Source organism: Gemmobacter aquarius (assembly GCF_003060865.1).
Taxonomy (GTDB): Bacteria; Pseudomonadota; Alphaproteobacteria; order Rhodobacterales; family Rhodobacteraceae; genus Paragemmobacter; species Paragemmobacter aquarius.
The window spans coordinates 2,688,842-2,710,350 of record NZ_CP028918.1 but is presented as its reverse complement, the minus strand read 5'-3'; the positions used below and the strand labels follow the sequence as shown (position 1 = coordinate 2,710,350).

General features: G+C 66.0%; 27 protein-coding genes and 2 pseudogenes. 18 read left to right on the top strand and 11 right to left on the bottom strand.

All coding sequences use genetic code 11. The features are described 5' to 3' along the window. The first annotated feature begins 38 nt into the window (after positions 1 to 38). The 10 genes from sdhC (at position 39) to HYN69_RS13045 (ending at position 6,874) form a co-directional block, all read left to right on the top strand. A complete protein-coding gene (gene sdhC / locus HYN69_RS13090) occupies positions 39 to 422 on the top strand; it encodes a succinate dehydrogenase, cytochrome b556 subunit (protein WP_108436131.1) in 384 nt (127 codons plus the stop codon). 8 nt (positions 423 to 430) lie between these two features. Then, entirely contained in the window at positions 431 to 802 is a 372-nt protein-coding gene (gene sdhD / locus HYN69_RS13085) for a succinate dehydrogenase, hydrophobic membrane anchor protein (protein ID WP_108436130.1), read from the top strand. 10 nt (positions 803 to 812) lie between these two features. Then, a complete protein-coding gene (gene sdhA / locus HYN69_RS13080) occupies positions 813 to 2,615 on the top strand; it encodes a succinate dehydrogenase flavoprotein subunit (protein ID WP_108436129.1) in 1,803 nt (600 codons plus the stop codon). Further along, complete coding sequence (locus tag HYN69_RS13075) at positions 2,615 to 3,040, top strand: hypothetical protein (protein WP_230426404.1); 426 nt, start codon at positions 2,615 to 2,617, stop codon at positions 3,038 to 3,040. Before sdhA ends, HYN69_RS13075 begins: the two co-directional genes overlap by 1 nt. Further along, positions 3,040 to 3,342, top strand: coding sequence for a hypothetical protein (locus HYN69_RS13070; RefSeq protein WP_108436128.1), 303 nt, complete (start codon positions 3,040 to 3,042; stop codon positions 3,340 to 3,342). The genes HYN69_RS13075 and HYN69_RS13070 overlap by 1 nt, the downstream gene beginning before the upstream one ends. A 4-nt stretch (positions 3,343 to 3,346) precedes the next feature. Further along, positions 3,347 to 4,123: a succinate dehydrogenase iron-sulfur subunit gene (locus tag HYN69_RS13065; RefSeq protein WP_108436127.1), complete on the top strand. Its 777-nt coding sequence runs from the start codon at positions 3,347 to 3,349 to the stop codon at positions 4,121 to 4,123. A gap of 217 nt (positions 4,124 to 4,340) precedes the next feature. Beyond that, on the top strand, positions 4,341 to 4,988 hold the full coding sequence (locus tag HYN69_RS13060) for a DUF1236 domain-containing protein (RefSeq protein WP_108436126.1): 648 nt from the start codon (positions 4,341 to 4,343) through the stop codon (positions 4,986 to 4,988). Between the two features lie 103 nt (positions 4,989 to 5,091). Beyond that, positions 5,092 to 5,295: a hypothetical protein gene (locus tag HYN69_RS13055; protein WP_108436125.1), complete on the top strand. Its 204-nt coding sequence runs from the start codon at positions 5,092 to 5,094 to the stop codon at positions 5,293 to 5,295. A 33-nt stretch (positions 5,296 to 5,328) separates the two neighbouring features. Next, on the top strand, positions 5,329 to 6,192 hold the full coding sequence (locus HYN69_RS13050) for an urea carboxylase-associated family protein (RefSeq protein ID WP_108436124.1): 864 nt from the start codon (positions 5,329 to 5,331) through the stop codon (positions 6,190 to 6,192). Next, on the top strand, positions 6,170 to 6,874 hold the full coding sequence (locus HYN69_RS13045; RefSeq protein ID WP_108436123.1) for a gamma-glutamylcyclotransferase: 705 nt from the start codon (positions 6,170 to 6,172) through the stop codon (positions 6,872 to 6,874). The genes HYN69_RS13050 and HYN69_RS13045 overlap by 23 nt, the downstream gene beginning before the upstream one ends. Before the next feature lie 97 nt (positions 6,875 to 6,971). On the opposite strand, the gene deoD is transcribed toward HYN69_RS13045, so the two are convergent. From deoD to HYN69_RS13030, 3 genes are all read right to left on the bottom strand, one after another. Continuing rightward, on the bottom strand, positions 6,972 to 7,676 hold the full coding sequence (deoD, locus tag HYN69_RS13040; RefSeq protein WP_108436122.1) for a purine-nucleoside phosphorylase: 705 nt from the start codon (positions 7,674 to 7,676) through the stop codon (positions 6,972 to 6,974). A gap of 363 nt (positions 7,677 to 8,039) precedes the next feature. Then, complete coding sequence (locus HYN69_RS20635; RefSeq protein ID WP_159082464.1) at positions 8,040 to 8,246, bottom strand: hypothetical protein; 207 nt, start codon at positions 8,244 to 8,246, stop codon at positions 8,040 to 8,042. Between the two features lie 191 nt (positions 8,247 to 8,437). Continuing rightward, positions 8,438 to 9,532, bottom strand: a complete 1,095-nt coding sequence (locus HYN69_RS13030; RefSeq protein ID WP_108436120.1) for a class II histone deacetylase — start codon at positions 9,530 to 9,532, stop codon at positions 8,438 to 8,440. Positions 9,533 to 9,596: 64 nt separating this feature from the next. Here HYN69_RS13030 and HYN69_RS13025 point away from each other — a divergent pair, with 64 nt between their 5' ends. Further along, on the top strand, positions 9,597 to 9,836 hold the full coding sequence (locus tag HYN69_RS13025) for a DUF167 domain-containing protein (RefSeq protein ID WP_108436119.1): 240 nt from the start codon (positions 9,597 to 9,599) through the stop codon (positions 9,834 to 9,836). Between the two features lie 524 nt (positions 9,837 to 10,360). On the opposite strand, the gene HYN69_RS13020 is transcribed toward HYN69_RS13025, so the two are convergent. Continuing rightward, on the bottom strand, positions 10,361 to 10,600 hold the full coding sequence (locus HYN69_RS13020; protein ID WP_108436118.1) for a hypothetical protein: 240 nt from the start codon (positions 10,598 to 10,600) through the stop codon (positions 10,361 to 10,363). 163 nt (positions 10,601 to 10,763) lie between these two features. On the opposite strand from HYN69_RS13020, the gene HYN69_RS13015 reads away from it, so the two are divergent. Continuing rightward, positions 10,764 to 11,528: a M48 family metallopeptidase gene (locus HYN69_RS13015; RefSeq protein WP_230426403.1), complete on the top strand. Its 765-nt coding sequence runs from the start codon at positions 10,764 to 10,766 to the stop codon at positions 11,526 to 11,528. Positions 11,529 to 11,640: 112 nt separating this feature from the next. Here HYN69_RS13015 and HYN69_RS21480 read toward each other — a convergent pair whose 3' ends face one another. The 4 genes and pseudogenes from HYN69_RS21480 to HYN69_RS13005 all read right to left on the bottom strand — a co-directional run bounded on the left by HYN69_RS21480 (position 11,641) and on the right by HYN69_RS13005 (position 13,324). Beyond that, positions 11,641 to 11,823, bottom strand: a complete 183-nt coding sequence (locus HYN69_RS21480; RefSeq protein ID WP_230426402.1) for a hypothetical protein — start codon at positions 11,821 to 11,823, stop codon at positions 11,641 to 11,643. Between the two features lie 12 nt (positions 11,824 to 11,835). Beyond that, positions 11,836 to 11,970, bottom strand: a pseudogene (locus HYN69_RS21930) (transposase); the annotation flags it as partial. Between the two features lie 103 nt (positions 11,971 to 12,073). Next, positions 12,074 to 12,319: a hypothetical protein gene (locus HYN69_RS21220; protein WP_216824696.1), complete on the bottom strand. Its 246-nt coding sequence runs from the start codon at positions 12,317 to 12,319 to the stop codon at positions 12,074 to 12,076. A gap of 172 nt (positions 12,320 to 12,491) precedes the next feature. Beyond that, a pseudogene (locus HYN69_RS13005) lies at positions 12,492 to 13,324 on the bottom strand (integrase core domain-containing protein). Between the two features lie 144 nt (positions 13,325 to 13,468). Between HYN69_RS13005 and HYN69_RS13000 the strand changes: the two are divergent. From HYN69_RS13000 to HYN69_RS21475, 4 genes are all read left to right on the top strand, one after another. Next, a complete protein-coding gene (locus tag HYN69_RS13000) occupies positions 13,469 to 13,729 on the top strand; it encodes a DUF6455 family protein (protein WP_108436117.1) in 261 nt (86 codons plus the stop codon). A gap of 110 nt (positions 13,730 to 13,839) precedes the next feature. Continuing rightward, complete coding sequence (locus HYN69_RS12995; protein WP_108437199.1) at positions 13,840 to 14,202, top strand: YigZ family protein; 363 nt, start codon at positions 13,840 to 13,842, stop codon at positions 14,200 to 14,202. Between the two features lie 43 nt (positions 14,203 to 14,245). Beyond that, positions 14,246 to 14,608 (top strand): diacylglycerol kinase, encoded by a 363-nt coding sequence (locus tag HYN69_RS12990; protein WP_108436116.1) that lies wholly within the window; start codon positions 14,246 to 14,248, stop codon positions 14,606 to 14,608. A 212-nt stretch (positions 14,609 to 14,820) separates the two neighbouring features. Next, the gene (locus HYN69_RS21475; protein ID WP_230426401.1) at positions 14,821 to 14,997 is read left to right on the top strand and encodes a diacylglycerol kinase; all 177 of its coding nucleotides are present in this window, start codon (positions 14,821 to 14,823) and stop codon (positions 14,995 to 14,997) included. 266 nt (positions 14,998 to 15,263) lie between these two features. Here the strand turns inward: HYN69_RS21475 and HYN69_RS12980 are convergent, their stop codons facing one another. From HYN69_RS12980 to HYN69_RS20630, 3 genes are all read right to left on the bottom strand, one after another. Continuing rightward, positions 15,264 to 17,348: an oxidoreductase gene (locus HYN69_RS12980; RefSeq protein WP_108436114.1), complete on the bottom strand. Its 2,085-nt coding sequence runs from the start codon at positions 17,346 to 17,348 to the stop codon at positions 15,264 to 15,266. Beyond that, entirely contained in the window at positions 17,348 to 18,106 is a 759-nt protein-coding gene (locus HYN69_RS12975) for a nitrilase-related carbon-nitrogen hydrolase (protein ID WP_108436113.1), read from the bottom strand. Before HYN69_RS12975 ends, HYN69_RS12980 begins: the two co-directional genes overlap by 1 nt. Before the next feature lie 397 nt (positions 18,107 to 18,503). Next, entirely contained in the window at positions 18,504 to 18,743 is a 240-nt protein-coding gene (locus HYN69_RS20630; protein WP_159082463.1) for a hypothetical protein, read from the bottom strand. A 355-nt stretch (positions 18,744 to 19,098) separates the two neighbouring features. Between HYN69_RS20630 and HYN69_RS12965 the strand changes: the two genes are divergently transcribed. After that, complete coding sequence (locus HYN69_RS12965) at positions 19,099 to 20,730, top strand: ATP-binding protein (RefSeq protein WP_216824606.1); 1,632 nt, start codon at positions 19,099 to 19,101, stop codon at positions 20,728 to 20,730. Positions 20,731 to 20,790: 60 nt separating this feature from the next. Then, positions 20,791 to 21,486, top strand: a complete 696-nt coding sequence (locus HYN69_RS12960; RefSeq protein ID WP_108436111.1) for an SDR family oxidoreductase — start codon at positions 20,791 to 20,793, stop codon at positions 21,484 to 21,486. The last annotated feature ends 23 nt before the right edge of the window (positions 21,487 to 21,509 follow it).

Here is a 21,509-nt window from a genome sequence, read left to right as displayed (position 1 = left end):
GGGCTGCAGCGTCCGAGAGCAAGACGGAGGAAACCGATATGGCCGACGTGAAGCGGGTCGAGAGACCGCTTTCCCCGCATTTGCAGATTTATCGTCCGCAATTGACCTCGATTACCTCGATCCTGACGCGGATCACGGGGAACGGGCTTATCGTGGGCACGGTGCTTGCGGTGTGGTGGCTGCTGGCGGCGGCGGTGTCGCCGGACTACTTTGCGACTGCCGATGCGGTGGCGACGAGCTGGTTCGGCGATCTGGTGTTCACGCTGTCGGCTTGGGCGCTGTGGTATCATTATCTTGCGGGGCTGCGGCATCTGTATTTCGACGCGGGCCACGGGCTTGATATTCCGACGGCGGAACGGCTTGGCTGGGGTTGCATCCTCGGGTCGGTCATCCTGACCGTGCTGACCGTTCTGATCGTGTGAGGCAGGAAATGCGTTATATCACAGACCGCAAGCGTGCCGTGGGCAAGGGTGCGTCGCATACCGGGACCGAGCATCACTGGTACATGAGCGCAAGCGCAGTGGCGCTGGCCTTTATGGTGCCGACGTGGATTTACGTGTTCGGCCATGCGCTGGGGCAAAGCCACGAGGCGGTGGTTGCCACCTTTGCGCGGCCGTTTCCGGCGATTCTGACGGGGTTGGTGCTGTTCGTTTCGATGCGGCATTTCGCCAAGGGTGCCACGATGATGATCGAGGATTACGCGCAAGGATCGACCCGTCGCGGGTTGGTCATTCTGGCGCATTCGCTGGCTTACGTGATCACGGCGACGGGGCTTTACGCCTTGGCCCGTATCGCTCTTTGAAGGGTCTGACATGACGGCTTATCCGTATGAGGTTCACGACTACGATGTGGTCGTGGTGGGGGCAGGTGGTGCCGGTTTGCGCGCGACGCTGGGCATGGCCGAGCAGGGCTTGCGGACCGCTTGCGTGACGAAGGTCTTTCCGACACGCAGCCATACCGTGGCAGCGCAGGGCGGGATTGCCGCATCGCTTGGCAATATGGGTCCGGATTCGTGGCAGTGGCACATGTACGACACCGTCAAGGGGTCGGACTGGTTGGGCGACACGGATGCGATGGAATATCTGGCCCGTGAAGCGCCAAAGGCGGTGTACGAGCTGGAGCATTACGGCGTGCCGTTTTCGCGCACCGAAGAGGGCAAGATCTACCAGCGCCCCTTTGGCGGGCATACGACCGAATATGGCGAAGGCCCGCCGGTGCAGCGGACCTGTGCGGCGGCTGACCGGACGGGGCATGCGATCCTGCATACGCTGTACGGGCAAAGCCTGAAGAACAATGCCGAATTCTTCATCGAGTATTTCGCGCTCGACCTGATCATTACCGATGGCGTCTGCACAGGTGTGGTGGCATGGAAGCTGGATGACGGCACGATGCACGTGTTCAACGCCAAGATGGTGGTGTTGGCGACGGGCGGCTATGGCCGCGCCTATTTCAGTGCCACATCCGCCCATACCTGCACCGGCGACGGCGGCGGCATGGTGGCGCGGGCGGGATTGCCGCTTCAGGATATGGAATTCGTGCAGTTCCACCCCACGGGCATCTATGGCTCGGGCTGCCTGATCACCGAAGGCGCGCGCGGCGAGGGCGGGTATCTGACCAACTCGAACGGCGAGCGGTTCATGGAACGCTATGCGCCGCATTACAAAGACCTCGCACCGCGCGATTACGTGTCGCGCTGCATGACGCTGGAAATCCGCGAGGGGCGGGGCGTGGGGGCCAATGGCGACCATATCCACCTGCACCTGAACCATCTGCCGAAAGAAACGCTCGACCTGCGGCTTCCGGGCATTTCGGAATCGGCGCGCATCTTTGCGGGCGTCGATCTGACCAAAGAGCCGATCCCGGTCTTGCCGACGGTGCATTACAACATGGGCGGTATCCCCACCAATTATTGGGGCGAGGTCTTGAACCCCACGGCTGACAATGGCGACGCCATCTTCCCCGGCCTGATGGCCGTGGGCGAGGCGGGCTGCGCCTCGGTGCATGGCGCGAACCGTCTGGGGTCGAACAGCCTGATCGACCTTGTGGTCTTCGGGCGGGCTGCGGCCATCCGGGCAGGGCAGATCGTCGACCCGAAGGCACCGGTCGCCCCCGTGAACCGTGCCGAAGTCGACAAGGCGCTGTCGCGCTTCGACGCGTTCCGCCATGCGGCAGGCGGCACGCCCACGGCCGAGTTGCGGCTGGAAATGCAGCGCACCATGCAGTCGGACGCCGCCGTGTTCCGCACCGAAAAGACGCTGGCCGAGGGCGAACGCAAGATGACGGCAATTGCGGGCAAGGTGACCGATCTGAAGGTGACCGACCGTAGCATGGTCTGGAACAGCGACCTGATGGAGACGCTGGAGCTGGCCAACCTGATGCCCAACGCCTTGGCCACGATTTACGGCGCCCATGCGCGGACCGAAAGCCGCGGAGCGCATGCACATGAGGACCATCCCACGCGCGACGACGTGAACTGGCGCAAGCATACGCTGGCCTGGGTGGACGGGGCGAATGTGAGCCTTGGCTTTCGTGCCGTGCATACCGAGCCGCTGACGACCGAGGCCGAAGGCGGGATCAGCCTGAAGAAGATCGCTCCGGCGGAACGGAAGTTCTGATGAGGGGCAAGTCGGGCATGGGTCGGCGGGAAAGCGCCTTTGCGGGGCAGGGATGCGCTGCGGGGGATGCGGGAGCGCGGGGTTGCGGGGCAGGGTGGCGGCAACACACCCTGACCGGAGCCAAAGCCATGCGCCTGATCCTTGCCCTGACCGTTTTGCCGTTCCTTGCCGCCTGTTCGCCCGAGGATGTGGCCGACAAAGTGGGTCGGCGCACGGCGGAAACGGTTGTGCAGCCAGTGGTTGGCAGCGGGGCGGCCACGCAATGCGTGGTGCAGAATGCCGATGCCGCCGAGGTGCAGACGCTGGTGCGCGATGTGGGCACGGTGGCGGGGTCGTCGACCGAGGCGCTGATCCGCACCATCGCGGCACGTGCTCCGACGCAGGATTGTTTCAGGGCGGCGGGTATCGCCGCGCCGGTGTTTTGATGCGCGGCGTGGTGTTTGCGCTTTTGGCTTTGGCCGTGCCTTTGGCTGCTTGCGGGCCGGTGACCGTGCAGCAGGCCGAGCGGCAATGTTTCGAACGGGCGCGGCTGACCGCCGGCCCGCGTGGTGAGGTCGGGGTTGGTGTCGGTTCAAACGGGCGCGTCGGGACCAATATCGAAGTGACCGTATCGTCGGACTATCTTGCGGGGCGCGATCCTTCGGACGTGTTCAACTCTTGCGTCTATCAGAAATCCGGCCAGCCTCCGAGCAGGCCGCTCTACTCGTTCCCGGAATGGAAGGGATAAGCCTATGGTCCAGTTCACGCTGCCGAAGAATTCGAAGATCCGCACCGGCAAGACATGGCCGAAGCCTGCGGGGGCGAACGTGCGAAAGTTCCAGATCTATCGCTGGACGCCCGATGATGGCGAGAACCCGCGCGTCGACACCTATTTCGTCGATATGGACAGTTGCGGACCGATGGTTCTGGACGCGCTGATCAAGATCAAGAACGAGATCGACCCGACGCTGACGTTCCGCCGGTCTTGCCGCGAGGGGATTTGCGGGTCTTGCGCGATGAACATCGACGGGATCAACACGCTGGCCTGCATCTATGGGCTGGACGAGGTGAAGGGGGATGTGAAGATATACCCCCTTCCGCATATGCCGGTGATCAAGGACCTGATCCCCGACCTGACGCATTTCTATGCCCAGCATGCCAGCATCATGCCGTGGCTGGAGACCAAGACCAACCGCCCGGCCAAGGAATGGCGCCAGTCTATCGGTGACCGCGCGAAGCTGGACGGGCTTTATGAATGCGTGATGTGCGCCTGCTGTTCGACATCCTGCCCGTCTTACTGGTGGAACAGCGACAAGTATCTGGGGCCTGCGGCGCTGCTGCACGCTTACCGCTGGATCATCGACAGCCGCGACGAGGCGACGCCGGAACGGCTGGACGATCTGGAAGACCCGTTCAAGCTGTATCGCTGCCACACGATCATGAACTGCGCCAAGACCTGCCCCAAGGGGCTGAACCCGGCCAAGGCGATTGCCGAGATCAAGAAGATGATGGTCGAACGGGTCGTCTGACCGGCAGCCTGCACCTTCCGGCCAAGCCGACCCCGCCCAAGGCCCGGACATGTTCCGGGCCTTTGTCTTTTTGCGGTTTCATCCTTGTCCAAATACTCCGGGGTCCGGGGCCGGCCCCGGGGGGCGCCGCCATCGCCACCACGGGGATTTCATCGCGGCAACGGAACGGGGCGCTGCGTTGCGGGTTGGGTTGTCGTAAACCCCTGGAGGATACGACATGTTCAAGACCCTTACGCTGTCTGCCCTGCTGCTGGCTGGCGCAGCTCAGGCGCAGGACCAGATGGCGGTGACCGCCTGGACCGATCTGAACCTGCGCGCGGGGCCGGGGCCGATGTATCCGGTCGTGTCGGTCATTCCGGCGCAGACCGCCGTTACCGTGGGCGGATGCCTTGCCGAGCAGAGCTGGTGTCAGGTGTCGTTCAACGGAACGGACGGCTGGGCGTCGGGCGATTATCTGACCGTGGTCGAGAATGACGCGCCGGTGGCGATCTACCCGAACCGCGAGCGGCTGAAGGTCCAGACCATGACATACGAGGGCGACACTTCGGACAATGCCACGGCAGGCGGTGTTGCGGGGGCGGTTGCCGGTGCGTTGATCGCGGGGCCGATCGGGGCTGCGGTCGGTGGCGCTCTGGGTGCTGCGGGCGGGGCTGCGGCGACGCCCGACACGACGGTGACGACCTATGTGCAGCAAAATCCCGTCGAGCCGGTGTATCTGGAGGGCGAGGTGGTAACGGGCGCAAGCCTGCCCGAGACGGTGCCGTTGCAGCCGGTGCCCGAGACGACCTATTCCTATGCCTATGTGAACGGGGTTCCGGTGCTGGTCGAGAACGGGCAGCGGCAGATCATCTATATCGTGCGCTGAGGTTTTCCGGCTTATGGCGGTGCGGGCGCGGGGAAACCTGCGCCCGTTGCGTTTGGCGCGGCTGTGGCTATGGATATTTGGGCGAGCGTGAACGGGGGGCGTGGTGCCGGTTTTGCTGATCGTGCTGCTGGTCGGGGTGCTGGCCTATATGTGGGTGGCGCGCAGGGGGTCGACCCTGACGCGCGATTGCCGGTGGCGGCTGGACCGCACGGCGGGCGTGGATGCCTGGCGCTGTGCGGCCTGCGGGGCTGCGGTCACGGTTGCGGCGGGCAAGCGGCCGAAGGATTGTCTGCGGCCCGTGGGGTGATACGGTGGGGCGATGCCAGTGGAGTGCGCCCCGATGAAGCCCGACGTTCCTGCCCATGCCAGACCTGCCGATGCCGACATGCGGCGCGGGGTGCGGCCCGTGATCTGCTATCCGGTCGAGGGCTTGCCTGCGGTCGATCTGGCCCCGTTGCTTGCCGCGAGGGCGGGGTGGGAGCGGGTGGCCGAGGTGCTGGTGCCGCCGCGTGACGCGCGCTGCTTTGCCGTGCCTGCGGGGCATTTCTTCCGCATCAGCAGTGTCGGGGGGCCGCAGGTCGGCGACTTGAACCTGTGGGCTGCGGGTGATCTGCGCGAGCGGTTCTATTCGGGCAAGACGCGGGCGCTGCACGGCACGCATCTGTCGGCGGGGGACCGGATGTGGTCATCGTTTCCCTATCTGCGGCCCATGGCCGTGATCACCGAGGATACGCTGGACTGGTACGGGTTCGATGATTTTGGCGGGGCGGTGCATGACGTGATCGGCACGCGCTGCGACCCCTATACGCATGCCTTGCTGTCGGATGGCGGGCAGTATCACCACTGCTGCCATTCCAACCTGACGCGGGCGCTGGCCGATTGGACCGGGCTTTCGCTGCATGAGGCCGAGGGGCATGTGCATGACGTGCTGAACGTGTTCATGTGCACGGGGTTCACGCGCGATACGGGGCAGTACTTCATGAAGGCCAGCCCCGTGCGACCCGGCGATTTCATCGAGTTCTTCGCCGAGATCGATCTTTTGGGCGGGCTGTCGGCCTGTCCCGGCGGGGATTGCTCGGCGGAACATTCATCGGACGTTTCGCTGTGTCATCCGCTGCTGGTCGAGGTGTTCCGCCCCCTTGCCCCGCCTGCAGGCTGGCTGGCGCCAAGGGTGAGCGGCTATGACCGCAGCCATGGCCGCTAGGCCGCCGCGCGCCCTGCATCTGACCGAGGCACTGGTGGCGCGGGTCGAGCGGGTGGAACCCGAAGGCCCGCCGCGCGCGGGGCTGGTGCGGATGGAGGAGGCCGATTACGGACCTGCCGCGCGGGCGCTGGTTGCTGCGCGTCCCGCGGGGGCGGTTTGGGTCTTTGCCTATGGCTCGCTGATCTGGAAGCCCGCTTTCGAGGCGGTCGAGGCCCGGCCCTGCCATGTGCATGGCTGGCGGCGGTCGTTCTGCCTGCATCTGGAAAGCTGGCGCGGCACGGTTGACCGTCCGGGGCTGATGCTGGCGCTGGATCGGGGCGGGTCGTGCCACGGGATGGCCTACCGCATGCCCGAGGACGGGCTGGAGGCGGCGATGGAGGCCTTGCTGCGGCGCGAGATCGGCTATGTCGAGGATATCGGCTTTCTGCGCTGGATCGCGGGTCGTGTCGGGGGCGCGGTGGTTCCGGTGCTTGCCTGTTATGCCGCCCCGCGACGGGAAGGGACCTATGTGCGCCTGACCGAGGCCGAACAGGCCGACCGTCTGGCAGGGGCGGCGGGCCATATGGGAAGCTGTGCGGCCTATCTGCACAATACCGTGCGGCATCTGGAGGAATTGGGGATCAGGGACCGCTACCTGTGGCGCTTGCAGCGCATGGTGGCCGAGCGCATTGCCGCGCCGTGACCGCGCGGCCCGTTTTTTCTTTCATGGACGGGCCGGATTTCCCCGGGGGGGCGCGGCACGCGCAGCGGGGGGCAGATGGCCCCCCGTCTTTTGGGTCTTAGCCGAAGGCGGCGGTCAGGGCGATTTCCACCATGTCGCCGAAGCTGCGTTCGCGCTGGTCCGACGGCAGGGCCTCGCCGGTCAGGATGTGGTCGGAGATGGTGAGCACGGCCAGCGCGCGCCGCTGGTAGCGGGCGGCGACGGTATAGAGTTCGGCCGCTTCCATCTCGATGCAGAGCGTGCCGTGGCGTTGCAATTGGTCCGACAGGTCGGGGCGTTCGTCGTAGAAAGTATCGGACGAATAGACCCCGCCGACATGGGTGGGGATGGCTTTGGCGGTTGCTGCGGCATGGGCGGCGGCCAGCAGGCCGAAATCGGCCACGGGGGCAAAGGACATCTCGCGCATGATCGCGCGCGAGGGGCTGCCCAGCGTGCTGGTGGCCTGTGCGAGCACGATGTCGCGCACCTTGACATGGGGTTGCAGCGCGCCCGCCGATCCGATGCGGATCAGGGTTTGCGCGCCGTAGTCGCGGATCAGCTCGTTGGCATAGATCGAGATCGACGGCATTCCCATGCCCGAGCCGTGGATCGTGACCGGATGGCCGCGCCATGTGCCGGTGAAGCCGAGCATGCCGCGCACCTCGTTCACCAGACGGGGGTTTTCCAGGAAGGTTTCCGCCGCCCAGCGGGCACGGTAGGGGTCGCCCGGCAAAAGGACGGTTTCGGCAATCTCGCCGGGCTTCGCGCCGATATGGACGGTCATGTGGGTGGCCTTTCGTTTTGCGGGCAGGCTAGGCGAGGGGGGCGGCGGGGGGAAGGTCATTTATCGACGCAAGATCGGGGCGGGGCGGTTGGTGTTGCGCGCTTTGGCTGCGGGTGCGAGGCGAGTATTTGGGCAAGGGTGAATGGGGGCGTTTGACTGGCGGACGTTCCGGCGCGCCGTGGTGGTCGGGGCCTTGGGAAGGTCAGACTGGGGCGGGGAAGAAGAACGGGCTGCAGTCGCGGATCGCTCTGTCGAGCGGTGCGGTTTCGCCAAGGACAAATTCCGCGGGAAGGAAGATGGCCGGGGGGTGTTTCAGGGTATCCCGGTTAGGCTGCCGTCACAGGTCTGCACGAAGTCCCGCAATCAGGCCATGAACTTTCTGGGTGCGAGGACGATTGCAGACGTTTCCGGTTTCCGTGTGACGGTGTCGACCGACCGCAGGTCGATTTCCATCGTCGTCGAACGCAGGCTGCTGCCGACGCCGCAGTTCTGCGGATTGGATTTTGTGATCTCGAGGGTGCAGGCATGACGATCGGCGGTGATCCCGTAACCGGGCGTTTCCCGATGCATGATCCGCACACTCTCGGCTTGATGGTGCGAGCGCGGTGACAGGCCTTCGGAGGAGAGGATGGCGCAATAGTCCCGCGCGCGTGTCGAACGAAGTGGCCTGCTTTGCCCTTCTCGTCCAACTATCCCGGGGCAATCGGCCCGCGGCCGATGGGGGCTGGCCCCCGTTTGCCTGGCCCCCGTTTGCGCGGAGGTCACAGGGCGGCTGCGAGGTCGTCGATCCACGTTTCGACGAAGGTGTCGAATGCGGCGGAAGGCTGGCGCAGGGTGAGGGTCGGTTCGAACGGGTCGGGGGCGGTGATTTGGCTTTGTGCCATTTCCTGTAGGACCGCATGACCGCAGAACGGAACGTAGGTTTCGGAATAGCCGCCCTCGTGCGCCATCATCAGGCGGTCGCCGCAAAGGTCGGATGCAGCCTGCAGCGTGCGGCGGGTCATCTGGCGGAAGGTGTCGGCGGTGGCAAGCATCCGGCCCAAGGGGTCGACCGCCGCCGCGTCATAGCCGCAGGCGACGATGACGACATCGGGCTTGAAGCCCTGCAGCGCGGGCAGAACGAGGCGGTCGAAGGCGGCAAGATAGCCCTTGTGCCCCGTGCCGGGGGGAAGCGGGATGTTGAGGTTGAAGCCGGTCCCCCGCCCCGCGCCGCGGTCGGCCGCGTGGCCCGTGTCCATCGGGTAGTTGCGGTCCTGATGCAGCGAGATGGCCAGCACCGAGGGGTCGTCGTAAAAGATCGCCTCGGTTCCGTTGCCGTGATGCACATCCCAGTCGATCACGGCGGCGCGCAGGCCGGGGGTGGCGGCTTGGGCCGCGCGGATGGCGATGGCGATGTTGGCCAGAAGGCAAAAGCCGTTCGGACGGTCGGGCAGGCAGTGGTGCCCCGGCGGGCGCGACAGGGCATAGGCGTTGGTGACGCTGCCCGAAAGCACGGCTTGCAGCGCGGCGGTGGTCAGGCCCGCCGAAAGGGCCGCGATCTCGTAGCCGCCCTTGCCGAAGGGGGCGCGGGGACCGAGTTCGCCGCCGCCCTGGTCGGACAGCTGTTTGAAGCTGGTCAGGTAGTGTTGCGGATGGACGCGCAGCAGGTCTTCGGTCGTCGCCTCGGGTGCGGAACGGAGGGAGAGATCGCGGGTGAGGCCCGTCACCTCGATCAGGTTCTTGAAGCGGCGCTTGGTTTCAGGGCTTTCGGGCAGGCCTGCTCCGGGCTGGACAAGGCCTCCGGTGGGCAGGGTAAAGGAATAATTGCCGCCGCCGTGCCAGAGAGTGCGTTCGTCGTGGTAAAGGGCGGTGGTCATCAGCGCGGCTCCGGTTGGGTCAGGGCGCAGGGTAGCGGGGGACGCAGCGGTGCAGAAGGGGGAAATGGCGCATCTTGCGGTGGCGGGGGCCGAGTTCGCGGTGCGGGTAACGCCGCGTGCGCGCCGGCCGGGGGTGGTGGTCGAGGCCGGTCTGTGGCGCGTGGCGGTGACGGCCCCGCCCGAGGACGGGCGCGCCAATGCAGCGGTCGCGGAAGCGGTGGCCCATGCGCTGGGCGTGGCGAAGGGGCGCCTGGTGCTGGTCAGGGGGACCACGTCGCGCGACAAGCTGTTCCGGCTGGAATGAGGGCTGGAATGACGGCTGGGGTTGGGCGGGCTATGGCGTGCCGGACGGTGGTCTTTGCTGTGTCCGACGTTGGGGTCGTGAAGGGTGTCTGCGGTGCTTGCGCTGCGAGAGGGGCGGTGGTGGGAAAACTCGGCCCGAGGGTGGGCTGCACTTGCCGCAGCGGCCTGTGTGTTGGGCGTGAGGATCGGGGAGGTGGGCCATAAGCTGTTCCGGCTGGAATGACGGCCGGGGTTGGGCGGGCGATGGCTGCTGACGGACGGTGGTCTTTGCGGTGTCCGACCACGGGGTCGTGGCGGGCCGCTGTGGTGCTTGCGCTGCGAGAGGGGAGGCGACTCGTGGTCGAGCTTTGCTCCGGCCGCGGTCGGCATCGCCTTTGAACTTCAGGGCGTGGCGGTCCGCCATTTCACCCTTGCGGAAAAACGCGCCTTGCACTCGCGCCGCAGGGCGCCCGGTCGGGCGTCGATCCTGCGGCAGCCCGCCCGAGCGGGGGCTCGATGCCCCCCGAGGGCGGGGCGGTTTGCGGTTCAGGCGGGTTTGCGGTCGATCCGGTAGCTGCCTTCGGGCAGGTCGAGCGCTGCGGCGAGGTCGCGCAGTTGGGCCATCGACAGGGTGACGCGCACCGGCTCTCCGGTCAGGGGGTCGAGCTGCTCGAGCGTTACGCAATCCTCGAAGGCGTTGATCGTCACATCGTCGACGAGGCCTTCGTGGCCTTCGTCGATCAGGGTGATGACGGTCGCGTCGAAATCGTGCTCGATGGTGAACATGGCACAAGGCTAGCGCGGGTCGGGTGGCGGGGCAACGGGGGTTAGCGAGGAGGGCGGCTGCGAGTGGCGGTTGCGCCGGGGTGTTTTTTCGCCGAAACCCGCTGCGGGGGCTTTCGCATGGCTGCGGCTTTGCTAGCTTCGGGCAGGCGGGTAGGGGGACGATATGGCCGGACGCATCTGGGCTGTGACGATGGTGGTTCTGGCGCTGGGGCTTTCGGCCTGTGCGCCCATGGCCCCCATGGGTCCGGCCGCTGGTCCCGTGGGGTCCGGCCCCGTGATGCCGCCCACCGAACAGGTCTCGGGGCCATCCGAGCGTCTGCAACCCCGCGATGCGGCGCGCAATTTCATCGAAGTCGTGCGCCGCGTCGAGCCGATGACCGAGGCGCTGTGCCGCGCCCGCAACCCCGGTGTGAACTGCGATTTCATGATCGTGATCGATGACCGGCCCGGCCAGCCACCGAACGCGTTCCAGACGCTCGACCGCAGCGGCCGGCCGGTGCTCGGGTTCACGCTGGCGCTGATTGCCGATGCGCGCAATGCCGACGAGATCGCCTTTGTGCTGGGGCACGAGGCGTCGCACCACATCCTTGGCCATATCCCGCAGCAAAAGCAGACAGCGACGACGGGGGCAGTGCTCGCGGGTATACTCGCCCAGGCGGCGGGCGGGGATGCGGCGACGGTGAAGCAGGCGCAGGAGATGGGGGCCACGATGGGCGCGCGCGGCTACGCCAAGGGGTTCGAGCTGGAAGCCGACGCGCTGGGGGCCGAGATCGCCTTGCGCGCGGGCTATGATCCGGTGACGGGCACGGGGTTCTTCGACCGGCTGCCCGATCCGGGGGATGCGTTCCTCGGGACGCACCCGCCGAACATGGAGCGCAAGGCGCAGGTGCGTGCGGTGGTCGCCCGGCTGCAAGCCGCGGGCGTTTGAGAGCGGGCGTTCGGGACGAGGGGCGGTCGTAGTTGCTGTCGTTCGGGGGGCCGTCTTCGATGCGGCCGTCTTCGATGCGGCCGTCTTCGATGCGGGGGGCTGGCACCTGTGTTTACGTGACCGGGTTTTGTCGCCATGGGACACCCGTTTTCAGGATCGCGTTTGCGATGGTGACCAGTCTGCGGGCGTTGGCGACGATGACGAGTTTGTGCGGCTTGCCGCGCATTTCGAGGTGCTGGGCGACTGGCTTCAGAACCGGATTGTGACAGGCGGCGGCAAGTGCGGCCTGGAACAAGACATTCCGAAGTGAGCGCCCGCCTCCTGCGACTGCGCGCCTTCGTCGCATCGCACCACTGTCGTGTGGGACAGGTGCAAGGCCTGTCGTGGCTGCGGCCTCTCCAGATGTCATCCTGCCGAGTTCCGGCATTTCCGCAATCAGCATGGACGCAGCAACCGCGCCAATCCCGGGGATGGACCGCAGGAGCCTTGCCTTTGCAGCCGAGGTTTCCTCCTGCGCGATGACGCTCTCGATCCGTTGCCCGAGATCACGGACCTGCGTGTCCAGCAGGGTCCGGAGGTCCGACGAGTGTGGCCCAGAGCACCCATTCCTGACCGCCCGTCGCCTCAAACCCGATCTTGACCGGGCCGGGCATCTCCCGGATCGCCGCGACCAGCAGTTCGTGGCCCTCTGCCGAGTTCGCCAGTCGGAACCTCTGCTCGCCAGGAAGGCAAAACCCATCCAGCCAATCGCGGGACACATCTATCCCGACCACGGTCGTTGCTGTTATCATGTCACTCTGTCTTACTTATGCTTCGCGGTTCCGGAAAACGGGCCGCCGTCAACTGTTCGAGACGGTGAGGAGAGGCGGGATCAGCCTGCTAGAAAACGTGGTCAGGCCACAAGATGTTCAGCGCTGTATTCAACCCCGTCGCCGATCCTGGCCGGGAGCGGCGACGGGGTATCTATAGCAGGGCCGAGACACATAAGGTGTTCAGTCCCGGCATCCGGTGGATCGGGTCGAGGATATCGATCTGGCTCTGATGTCCAGCTTTTGCAGATGTATTCGTAGGGCGTGAGACCACTGAGCGTCTTGGGCCTGCGTGCAAAGTTGCAGGCTGCCAAGACGTCGGCGAGATGGGTTCGGCTTAGATCGTGGCTGACGTAATGGAACCGTCTGGCTGTCGCGTCCTTGATGGTGCGGTTCATCCGTTCGACCTGGCCGTTGGTCCACGGGTGGTTGGGCTTGGTCAGCCGTGCTCTTCCCGTTGGCTTTGCAGATCATGTTCAAGCGCATTGGCCGCCGGTCGATGCCGACGAAGAGGTAAAGCTTGCCCCCGCCGGTCTGGACCTCGGCAATGTCGATGTGGAAGAAGCCGATGGGATAGCGTTTGAACTTCTGGCGCTTGGGTTTGTCGCCCTCGACATCCGGCAGGCGCGAGATGCCATGACGCTGTAGGCATCGGTGAAGCGATGATCGAGCCAGACGCGGGATCGGCGACTGCAGGGCACTTAGGCAATCGTCCAAAGGCAGACGCGTGTGCCGCCGGAATGCGACAACCATTGCCTCTCCGGCCTCGGTCAGCACGGTGGACCGCGGCCCGGTCGGCCCGGTCTTCATATCCTCGACCATCACCCGCTTGCGCCACTTCGCCACTGTCTTCGGATTGATGCCGAGCTCCCGGCTCAACTGTGCGAGCGAAGCTTGCGATCGGTGTATTGCTGCTCTGACCGCCTGCGTGGTCGTGGCGCTCCCGTGACGAACCTGTCCCGTAGTGCTTCCTTCCTGCGAAAGGATCGCACCTGCAAACCACGGGATCAAACAGCTGGTGGCCGGGGTGGAGGCAAGCGGCGGGCGTTTGATCAGGATCAAGGTGTGGCGCTGCCGACTGCGGCATTCTGTCCGGGTGAGGCCCCGGACTGCGGGGCCGGGAGAGGTGCTATGATCGGATATGTAGAGGCCCCCAAGGCCTGGGGATTGACCCGTGGCATGGCGCGGGTGCTGGATGTGAACCTGACCGATGCCGTGATCGACGGCTGGATGTCGCGGAGCGAGTTGTCGGGGTTGGTCGACCGCTGTCAGGGCTGCGGGCGCGATGCGGACTGCATGGGTTGGCTGGCCCATACGGCAAAGGCCGTGGCGCTGCCGGAGTTCTGCGCCAACAAGCGGGCCCTCGAGGCGCTGGCGGCGGCGCAGGGCTAGCCGATCTTCGAAGCTGCATGGCGAGGCTGCAGGGCGAGGCGGGTGCGTGCGCTTTGCGGCGGGTTTCCTTTGTGATGCGGCCGTGGCAGGTCGGGGCCGAGGGGGTGCCGATGTTGCAGATCGAGGATGTGGTGCGCGATCGCGGGTCGCGCTATGCCGTGAGCGGCGGGTCCGTGGTCGGGCGCGCCGGTGTCGCGGTGTTTCTGGCCGACCTGAAGCGCGTCAAGAAATACGCCAAGGCCACGCATAACACCTGGGCCGTCGTGCTGTCCGACGGTGGCGCGGTGAAGGGCGACGATGGCGAGGCGGGTGCGGGTGCGGTGATCTTGCGGATGCTCGAACGGGCGGGGCTGGTCGATCATATCGTCGTCGTGACGCGCTGGTATGGCGGTGTGCATCTGGGCGGCGACCGTTTTGCCCATGTGGTCACCTGTGTCAGGGCCTATCTCGACGCGCGGCAGGCGGGCGGCTAGGCTGCGCCCTTGGTCGGATGGGCAGGTCGGATGGGGGTTCGTGATGTTGGCATGGGTCGGGGCCGAAGCGCGGCGGATCGGGAAGACCTGTCTTTGGTCGCTCGACGGCTGGCGCGCGGCATTTGCGCGGGAGAAATCGCTGCGGCAATGGACGCTGGTGAATGTCGTGTCGGCGGTGCTTGCGCTGGTGCTTGAGCTGACGGCGGGAGAGCGGGCGCTGATTCTTGCGTTGGGGCTGCTGGTGCTGGCGGCCGAGGTGATGAACACGGCGGTCGAGGAGGTGGTGGATTACATCTCGACCGAGATCGACCCCCGTGCGAAGCGCGCCAAGGATTGCGGGTCTGCCGCCGTGGCGCTGACGGCGCTGGCGGGCGGGGTGGCGTGGTTGGTCATTCTGATCGGCTGAAGGCGGGGGGCTTTCCGCCCCCCCACCCCCACGGCAGGTGCCGCGCCTTGCCCCCGAGGGGGTTTGAACGAGGGGGACGGGGAAGCGGTCTGTGTGCGCTTTGTTTTGTTCCGGAGATCCTCGGGGGAATTGGAGGTTTTTCGGGACGCGGCAATGGAGTCGTCTCGGCGGGGCTTGAGAAGACGGCGGGAGAGCGGGCGCTGATTCTTGCGTTGGGGCTGCTGGTGCTGGCGGCCGAGGTGATGAACACGGCGGTCGAGGAGGTGGTGGATTACATCTCGACCGAGATCGACCCCCGTGCGAAGCGCGCCAAGGATTGCGGGTCTGCCGCCGTGGCGCTGACGGCGCTGGCGGGCGGGGTGGCGTGGTTGGTCATTCTGATCGGCTGAAGGCGGGGGGCTTTCCGCCCCCCCCACCCCCCACGGCAGGTGCCGCGCCTTGCCCCCGAGAGGGTTTGAACGAGGGGGACGGGGAAGCGGTCTTGTTCCGGATATCCCATTTGGGTGGCCCTTCGGTTTTTCCATCGATTCGGGCACGGATGGCCAAGGGAAGGTGACGCCGCGCTTTTCCTGCCCGAGCGGAAAGGGCAGCGGTGGACGGTTCACGGCTCCCTCCCCCTTTGTGGGGGAGGGTCGGGGTGGGGGTTTGGGGGGCGTCAGGGTGTGAGGCGGGGGGCGTCTGACAGGGCTGCGATTTCGCGGCGGAAGGGCAGGGCGTCGCCTGTGTCGGGGGCGTCGAGGCCTTCGGCGTAGCGGCGACCGGCATAGGTGGCCCATGCGATGGGGGCGGGGGCGGCGGCGTCTCCGATCCGTTCGAGCGTGCGGATGCCTGCGGATTGCCAGTTCAGGGCGCGGGTGGCGTGGTAGAGCCTGTCATCGGGGATGCGGGAGGTGACCATCAGCACGGCGTCGGCGGGCAGGGGGGCGTTGCGGCCTGTCCATGTGCAGCCGAGGGTCAGGTGGTCGGCGTGGAGTGCTTCGGGCGCTTTGGACAGGTGCAGGGTCACGCCGAGTTCCATCAGGCGGCGCTGGATGGTGGCTTGTTCGAGGGTGTTTTCGCTCCATTCGGCCACTTTCGTGGCGGGGGTGATGTAGTCGACCGTGCAGCCTTTGGCGACGAGGAGTTCGGCAAGGACCGAGCCCATGTAAAAATGGTCGTCATCGTAGAGCGCCACGCGGCCTTTGGGCAGGTGACCGGCCATCAGGTCGTCGGGGGTGAAGACGGGCATGGCGGGGTCGGTGGGGATGGGGTGCAGGTGCAGGCGGGCGACGGCATCGCGGCGCCAGTGCGCGCCCGTGGCTATGGCGATGTGCTGGGCACCAAAGGTCAGCAGGTCTTCGGGGGTCAGGCGGCTGGCGGGGTAGAGCGATACGTTCGGCATCTGGCGCAGTTGGCCGAGCCGGTAATCGGCGACGCGGCGCCATGCCGACAGGCCGGGGAGGGCGCTTTCGCGGATCACGCGGCCGCCCATGGTTTCCGACGCTTCGGCAAGGGTGACGGTGTAGCCGCGTTTGGCGGCGGCGTGGGCTGCTTCCAGCCCTGCGGGGCCTGCGCCGACGATCAGCACGGTTTGCGAGGGGCCTTTGGGGCGGGGGCGTTCAGGGTGCCAGCCTTTGCGCCATTCTTCCATGAAGGCTGTGTTCTGGGTGCAGCGGGAAATGCCGCCTGTCATGTCTCCGCTGACGCAGATGTTGCAGCCGATACATTCGCGGATGTCGTCGATGCGGCCTTCTTGCACCTTTAGCGGAAGGAAGGGATCGGCGATGGAGGGGCGGGCAGCGCCGATGAAATCGAGGAGGCCTGCGCGGATCTGGCGGACCATTGCGTCGGGTGACGTGAAGCGGCCGACGCCGACGACGGGGCGCGGGGTCAGGGATTTGATGCCCGCGATCAGGTCTTCCTGTGCGCCTTCGGGTTTGAAGCGGGATGTGCCGGAGCAGGCCTCCCATGTGCCATGCGCCAAATCCCAGATGTCGGGGAGCGATCCGTGCATTTCGATGAAATCGCGCAGTTCTGCATTGGAGAAGCCGAAGGTGCCCGCCTCGTGCAGGGAAAGGCGCAGCGACAGGGCGAGTTCGCCGCGCGTTTCATCGCGGGCGTCTTCGATGATTTCGCGCAGGAAGCGGGCGCGGTTTTCCAAGCTGCCGCCGTATTCGTCGGTGCGGTGGTTGGTGGCGCGCGACAGGAAGTGTTGCAGGATGCCGAAGCCGTGGGCGCCGTAGAGGCAGATGATGTCGAAGCCCGCCTGTTGGCTGCGACGAAAGGCGTTGCGGAACCAGCGGCGGAGGTTGCGGATATCCTCGCGGTCCATGGTGCGGGCCTGCACGGGGTCGGAGGTGAAGGTGAGGATGGGGCCGCCCGATACGGCGAGGGGGGTTTCGCGGCTATAGAGGTTGGGGCCGTTGATGCCGGAATAGGCAAGCTGGATGCCCGCAAGCGCGCCGTGGGATTTCATCGCGTCAGCCATCTTTGCGAGCGCGGGAATGTCGCGGTCGTCCCACAGGTGCTGTTCGATGAAGGGGGTGATTTCCGATGTGGGGTGGATTTCGGTCTGTTCGGTGAAAATCACGCCCCAGCCGCCTTCGGCCTTGGTCCGGCGCATTTCGGCCACGGCGGAGGGGTCGCGGTAGCCGCCGCCGTTGCAATGGGGGACTTGGTAGAAGCGGTTCTTGGCGGTCTTGGGGCCGATGCGGACGGGTTCGAACAGGATGTCGTAGCGGGTGGCGGTGTCCTTGGGCATCACAGGCTTCGCAGGTCGCGGGCTTGGGTGGACATGCGGGCGGGATCGTAGGCGGCGGGCAGGTCGACCACCAGCAGGGCGGGGTGTGCACCCGCCTGTGCGATGATTTCGCCATCGGGACCGGCAATGACCGAGCCGCCCGCATAATCAAGGTCGCCTTCGCTGCCGCAGAAGTTGGCGTAGGCGATGGTCACGGCGTGGTTCACCGCCATGGCAGGGACGGTGACGCGGGCGACATGGGTATAGGGCAGCATGTTGGCGGTTGGGCACAGGATGAGAGACGCGCCCCTGTCGGCGAGGGCTGCGATATGGGGGGCGAATTCCACATCGTAGCAGATGAGGAGTGCTGCGGTGCGGCCGTGCAGGTTGAACAGGGTATAGGCGTCGCCGACGGTGTAGATCGCGTTTTCACGCGGGCCGTAGAGTTGCAGTTTGCGGTAATGGGCGATTTCGCGGCCTGCCGCGTCGATGGCGATGGCCGAATTGTAGACGCGCTCTCCGGCGCGTTCGGCGTAACCGATGACGATGCCGCAGCCTGCTGCGCGGCAGAGGGTGGCGAGGCGCTGGTGCCACGCACCGCCGCGCGGTTGGGCGCGGGCGGGGATGTCGGGCTGGTTGTAACCCGGAAGGTAGATTTCCGGCGCGGTCAGGGTTGCGGCCCCCATCGCGCCCGCCGCGTTCAGCGCCGCGGCAAGGGTGGCGAAGGCGGCTTCGTCATCGGCGGCGGGCGAGGGGGCTTGCAGCAGGGCGAGGCGCATGGGGAACCTGTGGGTTTGGCTGGATCGGGTATACCACTGTGACCTGCCGGAATGAAGGCGGGAGTGCTGTTTATGGGGGTATATACCCCAAAGCGGTTATCACGGGCTGCGGCGGGATGCGGGGCGAGGCATCGCCAAGAGGGGCGCGGGCGCCGGGGGTGGGGGCGCCGGGGAGCGGGGCCGATCGCGGCGATGGGGGTCGCGCTGTGGCCAAGGCAGGGTGACGTGGCGCTGATGATCCTGTGCGGATCTTTGACGACGTCTATCGGGCGGGTGGCAGGGCTTGTGCTGCAGGCGGCCAAGGTGTTCCGCCGTCAGCTATATCGGCGCTGCGCGATTGCGTCGAAGGCGGGGTCGTGTGTGCTGATGCTGCCGCTGCTTGTCGCGCGACGGGACGTCAGAAACGGGGGGAGCTTACGTCCGTCAGGGTGACGATCGAAGACAGCGTGTCGATCAGGGTCGGGGTCAGGGTGACGAGGACGACCAGATTCACCGCAAGGAAGATGCCGGCGGCAAGGGCGGTGGTGTGGCGGCGGGCGGCGTGGGCGTCGGGCGCGGCACGATTGGCGGCGAGGCCCGAACGCTCGGCGGCGTAGCGGTTCTTGGGAGCGTCGGACCAGAGTGTCGATGCGGTCATGACCGTTCTTCCTATGCCTTAGCCAAAGCCTCGGGTTGGAATATGGCGAATTTTGGGCGGGTCAGACATCTGGCTATAGGGATGGCCTGCGCCGGACGGGCCGCCATTGGTATGGAAACCGGCAGGGCGGCGGGGAAAACTTGCTTTGGATCAAGGCATTGCGTGTGGTGAGCCGGTTTGCGGGCCTATCGAAGGTATGGGTCGGGGCAAGTTGCCCGCTGGCCGGTCCGGTTGGAGATCGGGATCGGCGGACGCTGCGTCTGGCATGAATTATTTCAAAATGATTGTGTTGCCCTTGCGCCAGTTTGCGGTGCAGGGTGGAGGCATATTTGGCAAATTTGGGAATAGGCGCGGCATGTTTCCCGGTATTGAACCTGTAAGATCGCGCAATTGGCAGGTTTTCGGTCTGGCTGTGGGGCTTCCGCTAGCCGGATATGCGGCGCGGGTGGTGCTGGGGGATGTGCTGGTTGGCTATCCTTATGCGACATTTTATCCCGTGATTCTGATGATTGCCGTGCTGGCGCGGCCGCTGGCGAGCGTGCTTGCCGTGGGTCTGTCGGCGGTTCTGGCGGCACCGTTTGCTGTCGATTCCAATGCCGAGTTCTTGCCGCAAAGCCTGTCGGCTTGGATCGGGCTTTCGCTGTTCCTTGCGGTTTCGGGGATGATCGTCTGGCTGCTGCACGCCTTGCGCTCGGCGTTGGACAGCGCGACCGAGGCGCGGGCCGCGCTGACACTGGCGAACCGGCATCTGGAGGAGCGTGTGGCGCTGCGGACGCGGGAGCTGACCGAGGCGAACCAGCGGCTTCTGGCCGAAACCGAAGCGCGGGTCGGGGCCGAGGCGCAGGCGCGCCAAGGGCAGAAGATGGAGGCGATCGGCCAGCTTTCGGGCGGGGTGGCGCATGATTTCAACAATATGCTCGCCATCATCATGGGCAGTCTGCATGTCGCCAAGCGCAGGCTCGAGCGGGGCGATACGGATGTGGTGCAGTTCCTCGACGGGGCGCTTGAAGGGGCGGGGCGGGCGGCGGGGCTGACGCAGCGGTTGCTGGCGTTTTCGCGCAAGCAGCCGTTGACGCCCGAGGTCGCGGATATGAACGCGCTGGTGCGCGGGTTGGATGAATTGCTGCGCCGGTCGCTTGGCGAGACGGTGCGGCTGGAGTTGGCGCTGGGGGGCGGGTTGTGGCGCACGCGGGTCGACAAGGGGCAGGTCGAGAACGCGCTGGTCAATCTGGCGATCAATGCCCGCGATGCGATGCCCGACGGCGGCAAGCTGACCATCGAGACGATGAATGCCTTTCTCGACGATGCCTATGCCTCCGCGCATGACGAGGTGACGCCGGGGCAATACGTGCTGCTTGCGGTGTCGGACGCAGGGGTGGGGATGACGCGCAAGGTGATGGAACGGGCGTTCGATCCGTTCTTCACCACGAAGGACGCGGGCAAGGGCACGGGGCTGGGGCTGAGCCAGGTTTATGGCTTCGTCAAGCAATCGGGCGGGCATATCAAGATCTACAGCGAACCGGGGCAGGGCACGACGATCAAGATCTACCTTGCGCGGCATTACGGCGAGGGCGAGGTCAGGGCCGATGTGGTGCTGGATGCCGAGGTGCCGATGGGGCGGCCTTCGGTTTCGGTGCTGGTGGTCGAGGATGACGATGCGGTGCGCGAGATTGCGGTCGGTATCCTGCGCGAGCTTGGCTATACGGTCGAGGAGGCCGCTTCGGGCTATGCGGCGCTGCGGATGATGGAGGCGGGGACGCGGTTCACCCTTTTGTTCACCGATGTGGTGATGCCCGGAATGTCGGGCCGGATGCTGGCGGAAGCTGCGCTGCGGGTGCAGCCCGATCTGCGGGTGATCTACACCACGGGCTATACCGCCAATGCGATCGTGCATAACGGCATGGTCGATCCGGGGGTCGAGCTGTTGACCAAGCCCTATAGCCTTGAACAGCTTGCACGGAAGATGCAGCGGGTCTTGCAGGGCTAGGCTCTGGCTTTCAGGCGATGCGGCGGGCAAGGTGGCGGCGCAGTATTTGGGAGGCGTCGCATGCAGAAGGTTTGTCTGGTCACAGGGGGCGGGCGCGGGATCGGGGCCGCCGTAGCGCGCGAGATGCACGCGCGGGGCTACCGTGTGGCGCTGATGTCGCCATCGGAAAGCTGCGAGGTGCTGGCGGCGGAACTGGGCGGCGTGGCGCGGCGCGGTGTGGCGCAGAGCGAGGCCGACCTGAAGGGGATCGTCGATCTGGCGATGGCGTCTTACGGGCGGATCGATGCGGTGTTGAACCATACCGGGCACCCGCCGAAAGGGGATTTGCTGGAGATCACCGACGAGAACTGGGATCTGGCCAATGACATGATCGTCAAATCCGTGGTGCGGATGGCGCGGCTGGTGACGCCCGCGATGGAGGCGCAGGGGGGCGGGTCCATCGTGAACGTCACGACCTATGCGGCGTTCGAGCCTTCGCTGTGGTTTCCGGCGTCTTGCGTCTACCGCGCGGGGGTGTCGGCTTTCGCCAAGATGTATGCCGACCGTTACGGGCCGAAGAACATCAGGATGAATTGCCTGTTGCCGGGGTTCACCGACAGTCTGGACGTGGCGAAATACGGCGAGTTGGCGGCGATGAAGCGGATCGGGACGGTCGCGGAACAGGCCAAGGCGGCGGCGTTCCTTTTGACCGATGACAGCAGCTATGTGACGGGGCAAAGCCTGCGCGTCGACGGTGGGCTGACGCGGCACGTTTGAGGGGAATTGGGGGGCAAGGGGGG